Genomic DNA, 16,177 nt, shown 5'->3' with positions numbered 1-16,177 from the left:
GAATTAGAAGCGGTAGTGCGAGAAAGCTTTGTTGGCTTCAGCCATACGGTGCACGTCTTCACGCTTCTTAACAGCAGCACCTTTACCTTCAGCAGCGTCCAACAGTTCGCCAGCCAAACGCAGGGCCATAGACTTCTCGCCGCGCTTACGGGCGAAGTCTACCAACCAGCGCATTGCCAAAGCGTTACGACGGGACGGGCGAACTTCAACCGGAACCTGGTAAGTAGCACCGCCTACACGGCGCGACTTCACTTCGACCAGCGGAGCGATGGCGTCGAGAGCTTTCTCGAAGATTTCCAGGGGGTCGCTGTTCTTGCGTTCTTTAACCTTCTCCAGCGCGCCATAAACGATACGCTCGGCAACGGCTTTCTTGCCGCTTTCCATCACGTGGTTCATGAACTTGGCCAGAATTTGGCTTCCGTATTTTGGATCGTCAAGCACTTCGCGCTTGGCTGCTACGCGTCTTCTTGGCATGGATAAGCCCTCAAACGGTCTTCAGGTTCGCTCGGAATTAGTGCCCTTTCGGGACGCCTCCGACCTTACTCTTATCGACTCAGAAAATAAGATGATTCAGTTTTACAAAAAGCCGCTACTACTTAGGCTTCTTGGTACCGTACTTCGAACGACCCTGGTTACGACCTTTAACGCCGGAAGTATCCAAGGAGCCGCGTACGGTGTGGTAACGAACACCTGGCAAGTCTTTTACACGACCGCCGCGGATCAGTACCACGCTGTGCTCTTGCAGGTTGTGGCCTTCACCACCGATGTACGAGGAAACCTCGAAACCGTTGGTCAGACGCACACGGCATACTTTACGCAGTGCCGAGTTAGGTTTTTTCGGCGTAGTGGTATACACGCGAGTGCATACGCCACGACGTTGCGGGCAGTTCTGCAGCGCAGGCACGTCGGATTTCTCGACGATACGCTTACGCGGCTGACGTACCAGCTGGTTGATAGTTGCCATCTACTAGCTCCACTGTTGTCTTGCGACGCTATTGTCTTGCAAGAAAAGCAAAATGGCAGGAACGAATTCCCGCCAAATTTAGGGGTACAAGAGTCTAAAGAGGATCTTGCCCCCAGTCAAGGCAAGGCCCCGACCTCCCCCTCCATCGAACCGGGACAATTCTGTCTCGATCCGACGAACGGGGCTGCCAGGGCCCGGTCTTATTTACCGCAGAACTCAGTTACCGCTTGAGTTCAGCGCTTCGGTCAGTGCAGCTTCCACTTCACTGGCGCTTACGCGCAGCGGCTTGTCGAGTTCACGGCGGCGCTTACGCTCGCTGTGGTAGGCCAAGCCGGTACCGGCCGGGATCAGTCGACCCACAACCACGTTTTCTTTCAGGCCGCGCAGGTAGTCGCGCTTGCCGGTTACCGCTGCTTCGGTCAGTACACGAGTGGTCTCCTGGAAGGAGGCCGCCGAGATGAACGACTCAGTGGACAACGACGCCTTGGTGATACCCAGCAACACACGAGTGAACTTGGAAACGAATTTCTCGTCGCCAGCCAGACGCTCGTTCTCTACCAGTACGTGAGTCAGTTCCATCTGGTCGCCCTTGATGAAACTCGAATCGCCGGATTCAGCGATTTCAACTTTACGCAGCATCTGACGCAGGATGGTCTCGATGTGCTTATCGTTGATCTTCACGCCTTGCAGACGATAAACGTCCTGGATCTCGTTAACGATGTACTTGGCCAGCGCACTCACACCCAGCAGACGCAGGATGTCGTGTGGATCGCTCGGGCCGTCGGAGATAACTTCGCCGCGGTTTACCTGTTCGCCTTCGAAGACGTTCAGGTGACGCCACTTCGGAATCAGCTCTTCGTACGGATCGCTACCGTCGTTCGGGGTAATGACCAGACGGCGCTTGCCCTTGGTCTCTTTACCGAACGCGATGGTGCCGCTGACTTCAGCCAGAATCGACGCTTCTTTCGGACGACGAGCTTCGAACAAGTCGGCAACACGCGGCAGACCACCGGTGATGTCACGGGTCTTCGAAGTTTCTTGCGGGATACGAGCGATAACATCACCGATCGCGATCTTCGCACCATCCGCAACACCGACCAAGGCGTTGGCTGGCAGGAAGTACTGAGCGATAACGTCAGTGCCTGGCAGCAACAGATCCTTGCCGTTGTCATCAACCATCTTCACAGCAGGACGGATATCTTTGCCTGCAGCTGGACGGTCTTTGGCGTCGAGTACTTCAATGTTGGTCATACCGGTCAATTCGTCAGTCTGACGCTTGATCGTGATGCCTTCTTCCATGCCCACGTAGGTCACGGTACCTTTCATTTCGGTAACGATTGGGTGAGTGTGCGGATCCCACTTGGCCACGATTGCGCCAGCGTCGACCTTGTCACCTTCTTTAACCGAAATCACAGCACCGTACGGCAGCTTGTAACGCTCGCGCTCACGACCGTAGTCATCAGCGATTGCCAGCTCACCGGAACGGGACACAGCAACCAGGTGGCCATCCACTCGCTCAACGTGCTTCAGGTTGTGCAGACGGACGGTACCGCCATTCTTCACCTGAACGCTATCAGCTGCGGAGGTCCGGCTTGCCGCACCACCGATGTGGAACGTACGCATAGTCAGCTGGGTACCCGGCTCACCGATGGACTGGGCAGCGATAACGCCGACCGCTTCACCGATGTTCACCTGGTGACCACGAGCCAAGTCACGGCCGTAGCACTTGGCGCAAATGCCGTAGCGGGTTTCGCAGCTGATCGGCGAGCGAACAATCACTTCGTCGATGCTGTTGAGTTCGATGAACTCGACCCACTTCTCATCTACCAGAGTGCCGGCAGGAACGATGATTTCCTCGGTACCTGGCTTGAATACGTCACGGGCGATTACTCGACCCAGTACGCGCTCACCCAACGGCTCTACAACGTCGCCGCCTTCAATGTGCGGAGTCATCAGCAGACCGTGTTCGGTACCGCAGTCAACTTCAGTCACAACCAAGTCTTGCGCAACGTCTACCAGACGACGAGTCAGGTAACCGGAGTTAGCGGTTTTCAACGCGGTATCCGCCAGACCTTTACGAGCACCGTGAGTCGAGATGAAGTACTGAAGTACGCTCAAACCTTCACGGAAGTTCGCAGTAATCGGCGTTTCGATGATGGAACCGTCCGGCTTGGCCATCAGGCCACGCATACCGGCGAGCTGACGGATCTGCGCAGCAGAACCCCGTGCGCCCGAGTCGGCCATCATGTACATCGAGTTGAACGACTCTTGATCGACTTCTACGCCATGACGGTCGATAACGCGCTCTTTCGAGAGGTTCGACATCATCGCCTTCGACACTTCGTCGTTGGCCTTGGACCAAAGGTCGATCACTTTGTTGTACTTCTCGCCTTGGGTTACCAGGCCGGAGGCGTACTGGCTTTCGATCTCTTTCACTTCATCGGTAGCAGCACCGATGATGGCGGCTTTCTCGTCCGGGATAACGAAGTCGTTAACACCGATGGAAACGCCGGAAATGGTCGAATAAGCAAAACCGGTGTACATCAACTGGTCAGCGAAGATAACGGTCTCTTTCAAACCAACCACGCGGTAGCACTGGTTGATCAGCTTGGAGATCGCCTTTTTCTTCATTGGCTGGTTGACCACGTCGTACGACAGGCCAGGTGGAACAACCTGGAACAACAGCGCACGGCCGACAGTGGTGTCGACGATACGGGTGTTCTTGACGCTGCCACCGTCACGATCGTTGATGGTTTCGTGGATGCGGACTTTAACCTTGGCGTGCAGTGCGGCTTCGCCGGCACGGAACACACGGTCAACTTCCTGCAGATCCGCGAACACACGACCTTCGCCCTTGGCGTTGATCGCTTCACGAGTCATGTAGTACAGACCCAATACAACGTCCTGCGACGGAACGATGATTGGCTCACCGTTGGCTGGCGACAGAATGTTGTTGGTCGACATCATCAACGCACGCGCTTCCAACTGGGCTTCCAGCGTCAGCGGTACGTGCACGGCCATTTGGTCGCCGTCGAAGTCGGCGTTGTACGCAGCACAGACCAGAGGGTGCAGCTGGATAGCCTTACCTTCGATCAGTACGGGTTCAAACGCCTGGATACCCAGACGGTGAAGGGTCGGTGCACGGTTGAGGAGAACCGGGTGTTCACGGATCACTTCAGCAAGAACGTCCCAAACCTCTGGCAGTTCGCGCTCGACCATTTTCTTGGCGGCTTTGATGGTGGTCGCGAGACCACGCATTTCCAGCTTGCCGAAAATGAACGGCTTGAACAGCTCGAGAGCCATCTTCTTCGGCAGACCGCACTGGTGCAGACGCAGGGTCGGGCCTACGGTAATTACCGAACGACCGGAGTAGTCAACACGCTTACCGAGCAAGTTCTGACGGAAACGACCTTGCTTACCCTTGATCATGTCAGCCAAGGATTTCAGAGGACGCTTGTTCGAACCGGTGATAGCGCGGCCACGACGACCGTTGTCGAGCAAGGCATCGACAGCTTCTTGCAACATACGCTTTTCGTTGCGCACGATGATGTCCGGAGCGGACAGATCGAGCAGACGCTTCAAGCGGTTGTTACGGTTGATCACGCGACGGTACAGATCGTTGAGGTCGGAAGTCGCGAAGCGACCGCCATCCAACGGTACCAGCGGACGCAGGTCTGGCGGCAGAACCGGCAGAACGGTCAGCACCATCCACTCTGGCAAGTTGCCGGAACCCTGGAAGGCTTCCATCAACTTCAGACGCTTGGACAGTTTCTTGATCTTGGTTTCGGAGTTGGTTTGCGGAATCTCTTCACGCAGACGGCCAATCTCGTGTTCCAGGTCGATAGCGTGCAGCAGTTCGCGGACGGCTTCGGCACCCATGCGAGCATCGAAATCGTCGCCGAACTCTTCCAGCGCTTCGAAGTACTGCTCGTCATTCAGCAGCTGACCCTTTTCAAGGGTGGTCATGCCTGGATCGATAACGACGTAGCTCTCGAAGTAGAGAACGCGTTCGATATCACGCAGGGTCATGTCCATCAGCAAGCCGATACGGGACGGCAGCGATTTCAGGAACCAGATATGGGCAACCGGCGAAGCCAGTTCGATGTGCGCCATGCGCTCACGACGAACCTTGGCCAGTGCAACTTCAACGCCGCACTTCTCGCAGATCACACCACGGTGCTTCAAGCGCTTGTACTTACCGCACAGGCACTCGTAATCCTTTACCGGGCCAAAGATCTTGGCGCAGAACAGGCCGTCACGTTCTGGTTTGAACGTACGGTAGTTAATGGTTTCCGGCTTTTTAACTTCACCGAACGACCACGAACGGATCATCTCAGGCGAGGCCAATCCAATACGGATGGCGTCGAACTCTTCGACTTGACCCTGGTTTTTCAGCAAATTCAGTAGGTCTTTCAAGGCCTTTCCTCCTGGCGGAGCAGAGAGCGGGCTAAGCAGCCCCGCTCTCGATTCGCGTCACGTGTTATTCGGTTTCCAGATCGATATCGATGCCGAGGGAACGAATTTCTTTGATCAACACGTTGAAAGACTCGGGCATGCCCGGCTCCATACGGTGATCGCCGTCCACGATGTTTTTGTACATCTTGGTCCGACCGTTCACATCGTCCGACTTCACTGTGAGCATTTCTTGCAGAGTGTAAGCAGCACCGTATGCTTCCAGTGCCCAGACCTCCATCTCCCCGAAACGCTGACCACCGAACTGAGCCTTACCACCCAGCGGCTGCTGGGTAACCAGGCTGTACGAACCGGTAGAACGAGCGTGCATCTTGTCGTCTACCAAGTGGTTCAGCTTCAGCATGTACATGTAGCCAACAGTAACCGGGCGCTCAAACTTGTTGCCGGTACGGCCGTCGAACAGCTGCATCTGGCCGCTTTCTGGCAGGTCTGCCAGTTTCAGCATGGCCTTGATTTCGCTTTCCTTGGCACCGTCGAACACCGGAGTAGCCATTGGAACGCCACCACGCAGGTTCTTCGCCAGATCCAGGATTTCCTGGTCGGTGAAGGTGTCCAGCTCTTCGTTACGACCGCCGATCTCGTTGTAGATCTCGTGCAGGAACTTACGCAGGTCAGCAACCTTGCGCTGCTCTTCGATCATACGGTTGATCTTCTCGCCCAGACCTTTGGCCGCGAGGCCCAGGTGGGTTTCAAGGATCTGACCAACGTTCATACGCGAAGGTACGCCCAACGGGTTGAGGACGACGTCGACCGGGGTGCCATTGGCATCGTGCGGCATGTCTTCAACCGGCATGATCACAGAGACCACACCTTTGTTACCGTGACGACCGGCCATCTTGTCGCCCGGCTGGATGCGGCGACGGATTGCCAGGTAAACCTTGACGATTTTCAGCACGCCTGGAGCCAGGTCATCGCCCTGCTGCAGTTTGCGCTTCTTGTCTTCGAACTTGTCGTCCAGCAGACGGCGGCGATCAACGATGTAGGCCTGAGCCTTCTCGAGCTGCTCGTTCAGAGCATCTTCAGCCATGCGCAGTTTGAACCACTGGCCGTGCTCAAGACCGTCGAGAACTTCGTCGGTGATGTCCTGACCTTTCTTCAGACCTGCGCCGCCTTCAGCCTTGTGGCCTACCAGGGCGGAACGCAGACGTTCGAAAGTCGCGCCTTCAACGATACGGAACTCTTCGTTCAGGTCCTTGCGGATCTCGTCGAGTTGGGTCTTCTCGATGGACAGTGCACGAGCATCACGCTCAACGCCGTCACGGGTGAAGACCTGTACGTCGATGACAGTGCCCTTGGTACCGGTAGGTACGCGCAGGGAAGTGTCTTTAACGTCGCTGGCTTTTTCACCGAAGATGGCACGCAACAGTTTCTCTTCCGGAGTCAGTTGGGTCTCGCCTTTCGGAGTGACCTTACCTACCAGGATGTCGCCTGCGCCAACTTCAGCACCTACGTAAACGATACCGGCTTCGTCCAGCTTGTTCAGTGCAGCTTCACCCACGTTCGGGATGTCTGCAGTGATTTCCTCTGGCCCAAGCTTGGTGTCACGTGCCACACAGGTCAGTTCCTGAATGTGGATCGTGGTGAAGCGATCTTCCTGAACCACACGCTCGGACAGGCAGATGGAGTCTTCGAAGTTGTAACCGTTCCAGGCCATGAACGCGATGCGCATGTTCTGACCCAGTGCCAGCTCACCCATATCGGTGGACGGACCGTCTGCCATGATGTCGCTGCGCTGAACCCGATCACCCTTGCTTACCAGCGGACGCTGGTTGATGCAGGTGTTCTGGTTGGAGCGGGTGTATTTGGTCAGGTTGTAGATGTCGACACCGGCTTCGCCAGTTTCAACTTCGTCATCGGCAACACGAACCACGATACGGCTGGCATCAACGGAGTCGATCACGCCGCCACGACGAGCCACGACGCAAACTCCGGAGTCACGGGCTACGTTACGCTCCATGCCGGTACCTACCAGCGGCTTGTCAGCACGCAGGGTGGGTACAGCTTGACGCTGCATGTTGGAACCCATCAACGCACGGTTGGCGTCATCGTGTTCCAGGAACGGGATCAGCGACGCTGCAACCGAAACTACCTGCTTCGGCGAAACGTCCATCAAGGTGACGTCTTCCGGCGCCTTGACGGTGAACTCGTTCAAGTGACGAACAGCTACCAGCTCGTCGATCAGCATTTTCTTGTCGTTCATCGTGGCCGAAGCCTGAGCGATCACGTGATCAGCTTCTTCGATGGCGGACAGGAACACGATCTCGTCGGTGACCAGTGCGTCTTTCACCACACGGTACGGGCTCTCAAGGAAGCCGTACTGGTTGGTGCGCGCATAAGCAGCCAGGGAGTTGATCAGGCCGATGTTCGGACCTTCCGGCGTTTCAATCGGGCATACACGACCATAGTGAGTCGGGTGTACGTCACGAACTTCAAAGCCTGCACGCTCACGAGTCAGACCGCCCGGGCCCAGTGCGGAAACACGGCGCTTGTGGGTGATCTCGGAGAGCGGGTTGTTCTGGTCCATGAACTGCGAGAGCTGGCTGGAACCGAAGAACTCTTTCACCGCCGCAGCCACTGGCTTGGCGTTGATCAGGTCTTGCGGCATCAGGCCTTCGCTTTCTGCCATCGACAGACGCTCTTTGACCGCACGCTCAACACGTACCAGGCCAACGCGGAACTGGTTCTCAGCCATTTCGCCTACGCAGCGAACACGACGGTTACCCAGGTGGTCGATGTCATCGACGATGCCTTTACCGTTACGGATGTCGACCAGGGTCTTCAGTACCGCGACGATGTCTTCCTTGCACAACACGCCCGAACCTTCGATCTCGGTACGACCGATACGACGGTTGAACTTCATCCGGCCGACCGCAGACAGGTCATAGCGCTCAGGGCTGAAGAACAGGTTGTTGAACAGGGTTTCGGCAGCGTCTTTGGTTGGTGGCTCGCCAGGACGCATCATGCGATAGATCTCGACCAGCGCTTCCAATTGGTTGCTGGTGGAGTCGATCTTCAGGGTGTCAGAGACGAACGGACCGCAGTCGATGTCGTTGGTGTACAGGGTCTCGATGCGAACAACCTGAGACTTGGCGATCTTGCCCAGGATCTCGGTGTTCAGCTCGGTGTTGCATTCAGCCAGGATTTCGCCGGTGGCCGGGTGCACGATGACCTTGGCGGTGGTGCGACCCAGGACGTAGTCCAGAGGCACTTCCAGCGTCTTGATACCGGCTTTTTCGATCTGGTTGATGTGGCGCGCGGTAATACGGCGGCCAGCTTCAACGATGACCTTGCCTTTTTCGTCCTGGATGTCCAGAACGGCAATCTCACCACGCAGGCGCTGAGGCACCAGTTCCAGGCTGAGGGTTTCACCGCTCACATGGAATACGTTAGTGGTATAGAAGGCATCCAGCACTTGCTCAGTGGTATAGCCGAGCGCGCGCAGCAGTACCGAGGCCGGCAGCTTGCGACGACGGTCGATACGCACGAACACGCAGTCTTTCGGGTCGAACTCGAAGTCCAACCACGAACCACGGTACGGAATGATCCGCGCGGAGTACAGGAGCTTGCCGGAGCTGTGCGTCTTGCCGCGGTCGTGGTCGAAGAACACGCCCGGGGAACGGTGCAGCTGGGAAACGATAACACGCTCGGTACCGTTGATAACGAAGGTACCGTTCTCAGTCATCAGGGGGATTTCACCCATGTAGACTTCTTGCTCTTTGATGTCCTTGATCGCTTTGTTCGACGACTCTTTGTCGAAGATGATCAGACGGACTTTTACCCGCAAAGGTACGGCGTACGTAACACCGCGCAACACGCATTCTTTGACATCAAATGCCGGTTCGCCCAGGCGATAACCGACGTACTCCAGCGCAGCATTGCCGGAGTAGCTGATGATCGGGAAAACGGATTTGAAGGCCGCATGCAGGCCCACGTCGCGGAACTGATCTTTGGTCGCTCCCGCCTGCAAGAATTCACGATACGAATCCAGCTGGATAGCCAGAAGGTACGGGACATCCATGACGTCCGGCAACTTGCTAAAGTCCTTGCGGATACGTTTTTTCTCAGTATATGAGTAAGCCATCAGCGTTCCCCAGCTTGGTCACCTGCTTGTTTGGCCCCTCCCGACGGGAGCAGCCAGAAAATCTTGCAAACCCCATGGTTTGCGCCACCGCATCGGGTGGTTACAGCGCGTTAGAGGCGACGACCGAGTCGATTGCCAATAACGGAAAAAGGCCGGTGGCAAGAGCCACCAGCCATCAGCCTTCAGCTTAACGCTTGGGCTGGAGACGCAAGGTCGATGCTTACTTCAGCTCGACTTTAGCGCCTGCTTCTTCCAGCGTTGCTTTAGCTTTGTCAGCTGCGTCTTTCGACACTGCTTCCAGAACCTGGGCAGGGGCGCCGTCAACTACTGCCTTGGCTTCTTTCAGGCCCAGACCGGTCAGTTCACGTACTGCCTTGATCACGTTTACTTTCTTCTCGCCAGCTTCCAGCAGCATGACGTTGAATTCGGTTTGCTCTTCAGCAACAACTGCAGCAGCAGCTGGGCCAGCGGAAGCAGCGGCAGCGGAAACACCGAATTTTTCTTCGAAAGCTTTGATCAGCTCAACAACCTGCAGAACCGACATTTCAGCTACGGCGTTGAGGATATCGTCTTGGGAGATAGACATTGCTGTAATTCCTGAATTGGGGGACGGCCTACGCGGCCATCGAAATAAACAAAAATACGCGAGAGGAGTTGCTCAGCCTTAGGCTGCGGCAGCTTCTTTTTGCTCGCGAACTGCGGCCAGAGTACGAGCCAACTTGCTGGTAGCGCCTTGAATCACGCTCATCAGCTGAGAAATAGCTTCGTTACGGGTCGGCAGTGTTGCCAGTACGTCGATTTGGTTAGCTGCGAGGAACTTGCCCTCGAACGCAGCTGCCTTGATCTCGAACTTGTCCTGACCCTTGGCGAATTCCTTGAACAAACGGGCAGCAGCGCCTGGATGATCTGTGGAGAACGCAATCAGGGTCGGGCCGGTGAACACGTCGTTGAGGACACTGTATTCAGTGCCAGCAACAGCGCGCTTGAGCAGGGTGTTACGTACAACACGTACGTATACGCCAGCTTCACGAGCCTCTTTACGGAGTCCGGTCATAGCGCTTACTGTCACACCACGGGCATCAGCCACGACAGCGGACAGAGCAGCTTTGGCAGCCTCGTTGACTTCAGCGACGATGGCCTTCTTGTCTTCGAGATTAATTGCCACGGGTTTAACTCCTGCTTGTTACCGTTTCATCTGGCCTAGGCCGGATGTCGTTTTGGTGTCTGATTCGGTAAGGAACCGGGAGCACCATCTGCGTAGGCTTGTGGTTTAAGACTTGCGTCGCCTACGGTCTTGGATAGCCCCCGCCAGGCAGGGACCCCAATCTTTCAATTGGCGCAATTACTTGCGCCAATTTGTGTCTTATACGTCCAGCGAGCCTTGGTCGATGACCAGACCTGGGCCCATAGTGGTGCTCAGGGTAACGCGCTTGACGTAGATACCTTTCGAGGAAGCTGGCTTGATACGCTTCAGATCAGCGATCAGAGCTTCAACGTTTTCCTTCAGCTTGACGGCATCAAAGCCGACTTTGCCAACGGAGGTGTGAATGATGCCGTTTTTGTCGGTGCGATAACGAACCTGACCAGCCTTGGCGTTTTTAACCGCGGTAGCTACGTCTGGAGTTACGGTGCCGACTTTAGGGTTAGGCATCAGACCACGTGGACCGAGGATCTGACCCAACTGACCTACAACGCGCATTGCATCCGGGGAAGCAATTACGACGTCATAGTTCAGGTCGCCGCCTTTCATTTCGGCAGCCAGGTCGTCCATGCCAACGCGATCGGCGCCGGCGGCCAGAGCAGCTTCAGCTGCTGGGCCTTGGGTGAAGACAGCAACACGTACAGTCTTGCCAGTACCGTGTGGCAGCACAGTAGCGCTACGAACGACCTGGTCGGATTTACGTGGGTCAACGCCCAGGTTTACAGCAACGTCAACAGACTCGCTGAACTTGACAGTCGACAGCTCGGTCAGCAGAGCAGCAGCGTCTACAAAGTTGTAGGACTTGCCCGCTTCGATTTTGCCGGCGATAGCCTTTTGGCGCTTGGTCAGCTTAGCCATTACACACCCTCCACGTTAAGGCCCATGCTACGAGCAGAACCGGCGATGGTACGCACGGCTGCATCCATATCAGCTGCAGTCAGATCCGCGTTTTTGGTTTTCGCGATTTCTTCCAGCTGAGCACGGGTCACGGTGCCAACCTTAACGGTGTTAGGACGAGCGGAACCGCTAGTCAGACCAGCAGCCTTCTTCAACAGAACCGAAGCCGGGGTCGACTTGGTTTCGAAGGTGAAGCTACGGTCGCTGTATACAGTGATGATCACTGGAGTCGGCAGACCTGGCTCAATACCCTGAGTACGGGCGTTGAAGGCCTTGCAGAATTCCATGATGTTCACGCCGTGCTGACCCAAAGCTGGACCAACAGGTGGGCTTGGGTTGGCCTGAGCGGCCTTCACTTGCAGCTTGATGTAAGCGGTAATCTTCTTGGCCATGAGGCACTCCAATTACGGGTTCGAACGCCTCGAAAGGCTCCCCGGTTACTTGCGCGTTTATCCCAGTGACGACAAAACCCCACAGCCTAAGGCTGCGGGGTTGGGATGCTTGCTCAGCTAGACTTTTTCGACCTGGCTGAACTCTAGCTCTACCGGAGTAGAGCGACCGAAAATGAGCACTGCCACTTGGATCCGGCTCTTTTCGTAGTTAACTTCTTCGACAGTACCGTTAAAATCTGCAAACGGACCATCTGTGACACGAACAACCTCACCCGGCTCGAACAACGTCTTCGGCTTGGGCTTGTCGCTACCATCAGCAACACGACGCAGAATTGCTTCCGCCTCTTTGTCGGTGATCGGAGCAGGCTTATCAGCAGTACCGCCGATGAAACCCATGACGCGAGGAGTGTCCTTGACCAAGTGCCAAGTACCCTCATTCATGTCCATTTGAACCAGCACGTAGCCAGGGAAGAACTTGCGCTCGCTTTTGCGTTTCTGGCCATTACGCATTTCAACCACTTCTTCAGTGGGAACCAGAATTTCGCCGAAGCCATCTTCCATGCCTGCCAGCTTTACGCGCTCTAGCAAAGAGCGCATGACATGCTTCTCGTAACCCGAGTAAGCATGCACAACGTACCAACGCTTAGCCACGGGACACCCTTAGCCAACAATCAAGGAAACAAGCCAGCCGAGCAGGGAATCAAGCCCCCACAACAGCAACGCCATAACCAGAACAACAGCTACCACAATCAACGTGGTCTGCGTGGTTTCTTGGCGAGTCGGCCAAACGACTTTACGGATCTCGGTACGAGCTTCCTTTACCAGGACCGCAAACGACTTGCCTTTTGCAGTCTGCAGGCCAACAAAGGCAGCGACAGCAGCAAGGGCGAGCAATGCGAGTACACGGTACAGGATCGGCGACGCAGAGTAGTACTGGTTGCCAACAACGCCTACCACCACAACAGCGACTACTACAAGCCACTTGAGCAGATCGAAGCGAGAGCCTTGAGCTTCAGCCTTAGGAGTCATCTATGAAGATCCTGTGAAAAGAAAGCCAGACACACCAAGTGAATCTGGCAGGTCAGGAGGGAATCGAACCCCCAACCTACGGTTTTGGAGACCGTCGCTCTGCCAATTGAGCTACTGACCTAAAACAAAATCAGGCCGACAATTATGCCGATCTGAAAAAGACTTTACAACAACAAACCCCTGCGAACCTGGAACCTACCCAAACAAAATCACGAGAGAGCGCAGAATCAATCAGAGGTAGCTGTTAAAACAAAGGCAGATATTTTCATATCTGCCTTGTTATATGGAGCTCTTGAGCGGATTTGAACCGCTGACCTCACCCTTACCAAGGGTGTGCTCTACCAACTGAGCTACAAGAGCGAAACAACTTGCACAACCTGCAAACTTGGAGCGGGTAGCGGGAATCGAACCCGCATCATCAGCTTGGAAGGCTGAGGTTCTACCACTAAACTATACCCGCGGAGCTTGCAGCTCACGCTAAAATGGTGGAGGGGGAAGGATTCGAACCTTCGAAGTCGTAGACGTCAGATTTACAGTCTGATCCCTTTGGCCGCTCGGGAACCCCTCCTAAGCGAGCCGGCATTCTACATCATGCCAGCCTTCTGTCAACCACTTTCTCATTAAAAAATATGAGGTTAGCTGCGTTGACCTTCGCTTCACCTTGTCGACCCAAGAGGTCTTCACTGCGAAGCGGGCGCCATTCTATGCAAACTATTCGAAGGTTGCAATGCCTTCGCACGGCATTATTTTATGTTTTAACTCATTGAATTCATTAGCAAGGTTTTCAAAGGGCAGATCATCGGCCAAGCGCCTGCTTTCAGGGGCTACTCGCAGCCAGTACCCCGGAGCATCAGACAAGTTCAGAGATTGCAATTTGACCTTGATATCCAGGCTTGTGAGGCGCTGCTCGACGGACTGAGCCTCTTTCAGATCGGCCAGGCCGCCGATGTACAGGCATGCAGGCTGCGCTTCAGGCGCTTTTACCCTGTCTCGCCGCACCATCGCATCGGCTGACTCGCTTAACAACCGGATATCTTGCTGAGAGCCACGATAGAGCGCCAAAGGCGTGACATCTTTAGCCCGTAGAGGCGCTTCCTGCTGATGCCAGATGTAATAGAAGACATTGAGGACCAGCAAAAGCAGAAACAGCCAACGCATAAAAACCTCAGGACAAAGGGCACGCCATCGCCAAGCCAACAAAAACCAGATCAGGAACAAGCCTCCCGTGAGGCACTGCGTCAGCCACCAATTCAGCATCACCACCGGTAAGGAAGACGGTGAAATCGGCGCCCCAATAGCTTCGAGCCAATTCCAACTGCGTCAGCACAAAACCTCTCAGCATGAGCGTACAGCCGCGCTCTACTGCCTCTACGGTTGTACGCCCTGGAGACAAGGCCTCAAGGGCGCGCTCAGCGGCAATATCGTCGTAGCGTATTTTGCGGGTATGGGTTCGCAACTGGTTACGCATCAGCGGCATACCGGGACAAATAAAGCCTCCGAGATGCTCACCGTCCGCAGCAATGAAGTCAGCTGTTGCCGCGGTGCCAAAATCGAGCACCAGGCACGCGCCCGAGGCCAGCTGAAAACCACCCAGCATGGCGAGCCAGCGGTCCAATCCAAGGCGCTCAAAGTCTTCGTATCCGTTCCAGACTCCGCCCATCTGCCTTGCCGAAGCAGCACAGAGGACTTTCACGCCAAACGCCTCCACCAAGGTAGCCACCAGCTGATTCGTCTCATCCAGGGCGCGGACACTCACCAGCCGACAGTCCCTTAGCGCGAGCCCCGTGAGAGCGAGCAGACTGTCGATCAACGAGGCATCTGAACCAACGACGCCCTCTGCAAAGATCCGAGCCTTATCCGACTCAAGCACACGCCATTTGATAAAGCTATTCCCACAGTCGAGCTCAAGAATCATCACGCAACCTCAGGCTTAGCTCACCGCCGCTATATACTTTTTCGACACCGTCCACGCTCAACCGTAACGCACCTTGCCCGTCGATTCCCAATACCACTCCATCAATCTTATTCACACCCGCGATGAGCGAGACTGGCCGACCTTGCCATAAATGGTTCTGCTCCCACTCACCCTGGATCGCGGAAAAGCCGGACGCCTGGTGGCGATCAAGATAAGCCTGCAGTTGCACGCCAAGACGCGCTACCAAGTAGTTACGATCGACAGCGCTGCCGGCCTCCAACTGCATGGAGGTCCATTGCTGATCGACCTCATCCGCTTTCTGCATATTCACATTAATGCCGATACCGAGGACGACATGACAAACGTCGGCGGGATCCCCAATCAGTTCCAGGAGAATCCCGGCGATCTTTTTCTGCCCCACCAAAACGTCATTTGGCCACTTCAATCCAGCATTGCGAACACCCGCATCGCGCAGCGCCTGCATAACTGCCAGCCCGACTACGAGGCTTAGGCCCTCCAGCTGACGCATGCCGCCATCGATCCGTAACACGAGGCTGTAATACACGTTTTGAGCGAAAGGACTGACCCATTTTCGCCCTCGCCGTCCCCTGCCGGCAGTTTGCTGCTCTGAAAGCACGAGAAACGGCGCAGTGCGGCCAGCCTCGATAAGACGCAACGCTTCGGCATTGGTAGAGTCAATGGAGTCTGATATATGAACAGGCCATGCGGGAACCGGCACATGCCGAGCAATTTCATCAGCACTCAGCAAAACCAGGGGGGTCGCCAATTGATATCCCCTACCGCGAACTTTATGGATAGGTAGATTCAATTCCGCCTCGAGATGCTTAAGCTGCTTCCATACAGCGCTGCGACTAATGCCCAAGGCAGCACCAAGCGCTTCTCCGGAGTGGAATCGACCATCTTTTAGAAGTTTCAACAACGTCAGCATGCAAGTCCCGCCTCACAATGAGGCACGCATGATAGCCATGCATAGGCTCATTGCATAGAAATGGCCGGACTTTAGCATTGATGATGCTTGAAGGGCGCTCGTCATACTTTCCGACCGCCCAAAACAAAACCCCTGATTGCGTTAGCAATCAGGGGTTTCGGAATTTAATCTTGACGATGACCTACTCTCACATGGGGAAACCCCACACTACCATCGGCGATGCATCGTTTCACTGCTGAGTTCGGGATGGGATCAGGTGGTTCCAATGCTCTATGG

The 16,177-nt window shown here is 55.4% G+C and carries 13 protein-coding genes, 4 tRNA genes and 1 rRNA gene; all 18 read right to left on the bottom strand.

The window, feature by feature from the left end; translation table 11 throughout:
• Positions 1-3: 3 nt before the first annotated feature.
• Positions 4-474: a 30S ribosomal protein S7 gene (rpsG, locus tag HBJ59_RS30210; protein WP_002555493.1), complete on the bottom strand. Its 471-nt coding sequence runs from the start codon at positions 472-474 to the stop codon at positions 4-6.
• 118 nt (positions 475-592) lie between these two features.
• The gene (gene rpsL, locus HBJ59_RS30205) at positions 593-964 is read right to left on the bottom strand and encodes a 30S ribosomal protein S12 (protein ID WP_002555494.1); all 372 of its coding nucleotides are present in this window, start codon (positions 962-964) and stop codon (positions 593-595) included.
• Between the two features lie 216 nt (positions 965-1,180).
• The gene (gene rpoC, locus HBJ59_RS30200) at positions 1,181-5,380 is read right to left on the bottom strand and encodes a DNA-directed RNA polymerase subunit beta' (protein ID WP_076016467.1); all 4,200 of its coding nucleotides are present in this window, start codon (positions 5,378-5,380) and stop codon (positions 1,181-1,183) included.
• 64 nt (positions 5,381-5,444) lie between these two features.
• Positions 5,445-9,518 carry a DNA-directed RNA polymerase subunit beta gene (gene rpoB, locus HBJ59_RS30195; protein WP_076016468.1) on the bottom strand — a complete coding sequence of 1,358 codons (4,074 nt, stop codon included), beginning with the start codon at positions 9,516-9,518 and terminating at the stop codon, positions 5,445-5,447.
• 220 nt (positions 9,519-9,738) lie between these two features.
• Positions 9,739-10,104, bottom strand: coding sequence for a 50S ribosomal protein L7/L12 (gene rplL, locus HBJ59_RS30190; RefSeq protein WP_076016469.1), 366 nt, complete (start codon positions 10,102-10,104; stop codon positions 9,739-9,741).
• 78 nt (positions 10,105-10,182) lie between these two features.
• On the bottom strand, positions 10,183-10,683 hold the full coding sequence (gene rplJ, locus HBJ59_RS30185; RefSeq protein WP_076016470.1) for a 50S ribosomal protein L10: 501 nt from the start codon (positions 10,681-10,683) through the stop codon (positions 10,183-10,185).
• A gap of 198 nt (positions 10,684-10,881) precedes the next feature.
• On the bottom strand, positions 10,882-11,577 hold the full coding sequence (gene rplA, locus HBJ59_RS30180) for a 50S ribosomal protein L1 (protein ID WP_003176434.1): 696 nt from the start codon (positions 11,575-11,577) through the stop codon (positions 10,882-10,884).
• On the bottom strand, positions 11,577-12,008 hold the full coding sequence (rplK, locus tag HBJ59_RS30175; protein ID WP_003210097.1) for a 50S ribosomal protein L11: 432 nt from the start codon (positions 12,006-12,008) through the stop codon (positions 11,577-11,579). Before rplK ends, rplA begins: the two co-directional genes overlap by 1 nt.
• 117 nt (positions 12,009-12,125) lie before the next feature.
• Positions 12,126-12,659 (bottom strand): transcription termination/antitermination protein NusG, encoded by a 534-nt coding sequence (gene nusG / locus HBJ59_RS30170; protein WP_003176436.1) that lies wholly within the window; start codon positions 12,657-12,659, stop codon positions 12,126-12,128.
• Positions 12,660-12,668: 9 nt separating this feature from the next.
• The gene (gene secE, locus HBJ59_RS30165; protein ID WP_076016471.1) at positions 12,669-13,037 is read right to left on the bottom strand and encodes a preprotein translocase subunit SecE; all 369 of its coding nucleotides are present in this window, start codon (positions 13,035-13,037) and stop codon (positions 12,669-12,671) included.
• Between the two features lie 45 nt (positions 13,038-13,082).
• A tRNA-Trp gene (locus tag HBJ59_RS30160) sits at positions 13,083-13,158 on the bottom strand.
• 163 nt (positions 13,159-13,321) lie between these two features.
• Positions 13,322-13,397, bottom strand: a tRNA-Thr gene (locus HBJ59_RS30155).
• Positions 13,398-13,423: 26 nt separating this feature from the next.
• Positions 13,424-13,497: transfer RNA gene (locus HBJ59_RS30150), tRNA-Gly, on the bottom strand.
• A 23-nt stretch (positions 13,498-13,520) separates the two neighbouring features.
• Positions 13,521-13,605: transfer RNA gene (locus HBJ59_RS30145), tRNA-Tyr, on the bottom strand.
• A gap of 143 nt (positions 13,606-13,748) precedes the next feature.
• Entirely contained in the window at positions 13,749-14,195 is a 447-nt protein-coding gene (locus tag HBJ59_RS30140; protein WP_076016472.1) for a hypothetical protein, read from the bottom strand.
• A 7-nt stretch (positions 14,196-14,202) separates the two neighbouring features.
• Entirely contained in the window at positions 14,203-14,952 is a 750-nt protein-coding gene (locus HBJ59_RS30135) for a pantothenate kinase (protein ID WP_076016473.1), read from the bottom strand.
• Positions 14,942-15,901: a bifunctional biotin--[acetyl-CoA-carboxylase] ligase/biotin operon repressor BirA gene (gene birA, locus HBJ59_RS30130; RefSeq protein ID WP_167665677.1), complete on the bottom strand. Its 960-nt coding sequence runs from the start codon at positions 15,899-15,901 to the stop codon at positions 14,942-14,944. Before birA ends, HBJ59_RS30135 begins: the two co-directional genes overlap by 11 nt.
• Before the next feature lie 168 nt (positions 15,902-16,069).
• Positions 16,070-16,177, bottom strand: a 5S ribosomal RNA gene (rrf, locus tag HBJ59_RS30125); the annotation flags it as partial.

The organism is Pseudomonas sp. AN3A02 (assembly GCF_011765255.1).
In the GTDB taxonomy this organism is placed as follows: Bacteria; Pseudomonadota; Gammaproteobacteria; order Pseudomonadales; family Pseudomonadaceae; genus Aquipseudomonas.
Note: the sequence above shows the minus strand (reverse complement) of the source record. Positions and strands in the feature narration are given on the sequence as shown.

What these genes read in the sequence shown, in the direction of transcription:
- rpsG (WP_002555493.1), bottom strand. Translation starts at nt 474, where the DNA reads ATGCCAAGAAGACGCGTAGCAGCCAAGCGCGAAGTGCTTGACGATCCA.
- rpsL (WP_002555494.1), bottom strand. Translation starts at nt 964, where the DNA reads ATGGCAACTATCAACCAGCTGGTACGTCAGCCGCGTAAGCGTATCGTC.
- rpoB (WP_076016468.1), bottom strand. Translation starts at nt 9,518, where the DNA reads ATGGCTTACTCATATACTGAGAAAAAACGTATCCGCAAGGACTTTAGC.
- rplL (WP_076016469.1), bottom strand. Translation starts at nt 10,104, where the DNA reads ATGTCTATCTCCCAAGACGATATCCTCAACGCCGTAGCTGAAATGTCG.
- rplA (WP_003176434.1), bottom strand. Translation starts at nt 11,577, where the DNA reads ATGGCTAAGCTGACCAAGCGCCAAAAGGCTATCGCCGGCAAAATCGAA.
- rplK (WP_003210097.1), bottom strand. Translation starts at nt 12,008, where the DNA reads ATGGCCAAGAAGATTACCGCTTACATCAAGCTGCAAGTGAAGGCCGCT.
- secE (WP_076016471.1), bottom strand. Translation starts at nt 13,037, where the DNA reads ATGACTCCTAAGGCTGAAGCTCAAGGCTCTCGCTTCGATCTGCTCAAG.
- HBJ59_RS30140 (WP_076016472.1), bottom strand. Translation starts at nt 14,195, where the DNA reads ATGCGTTGGCTGTTTCTGCTTTTGCTGGTCCTCAATGTCTTCTATTAC.
- HBJ59_RS30135 (WP_076016473.1), bottom strand. Translation starts at nt 14,952, where the DNA reads ATGATTCTTGAGCTCGACTGTGGGAATAGCTTTATCAAATGGCGTGTG.
- birA (WP_167665677.1), bottom strand. Translation starts at nt 15,901, where the DNA reads ATGCTGACGTTGTTGAAACTTCTAAAAGATGGTCGATTCCACTCCGGA.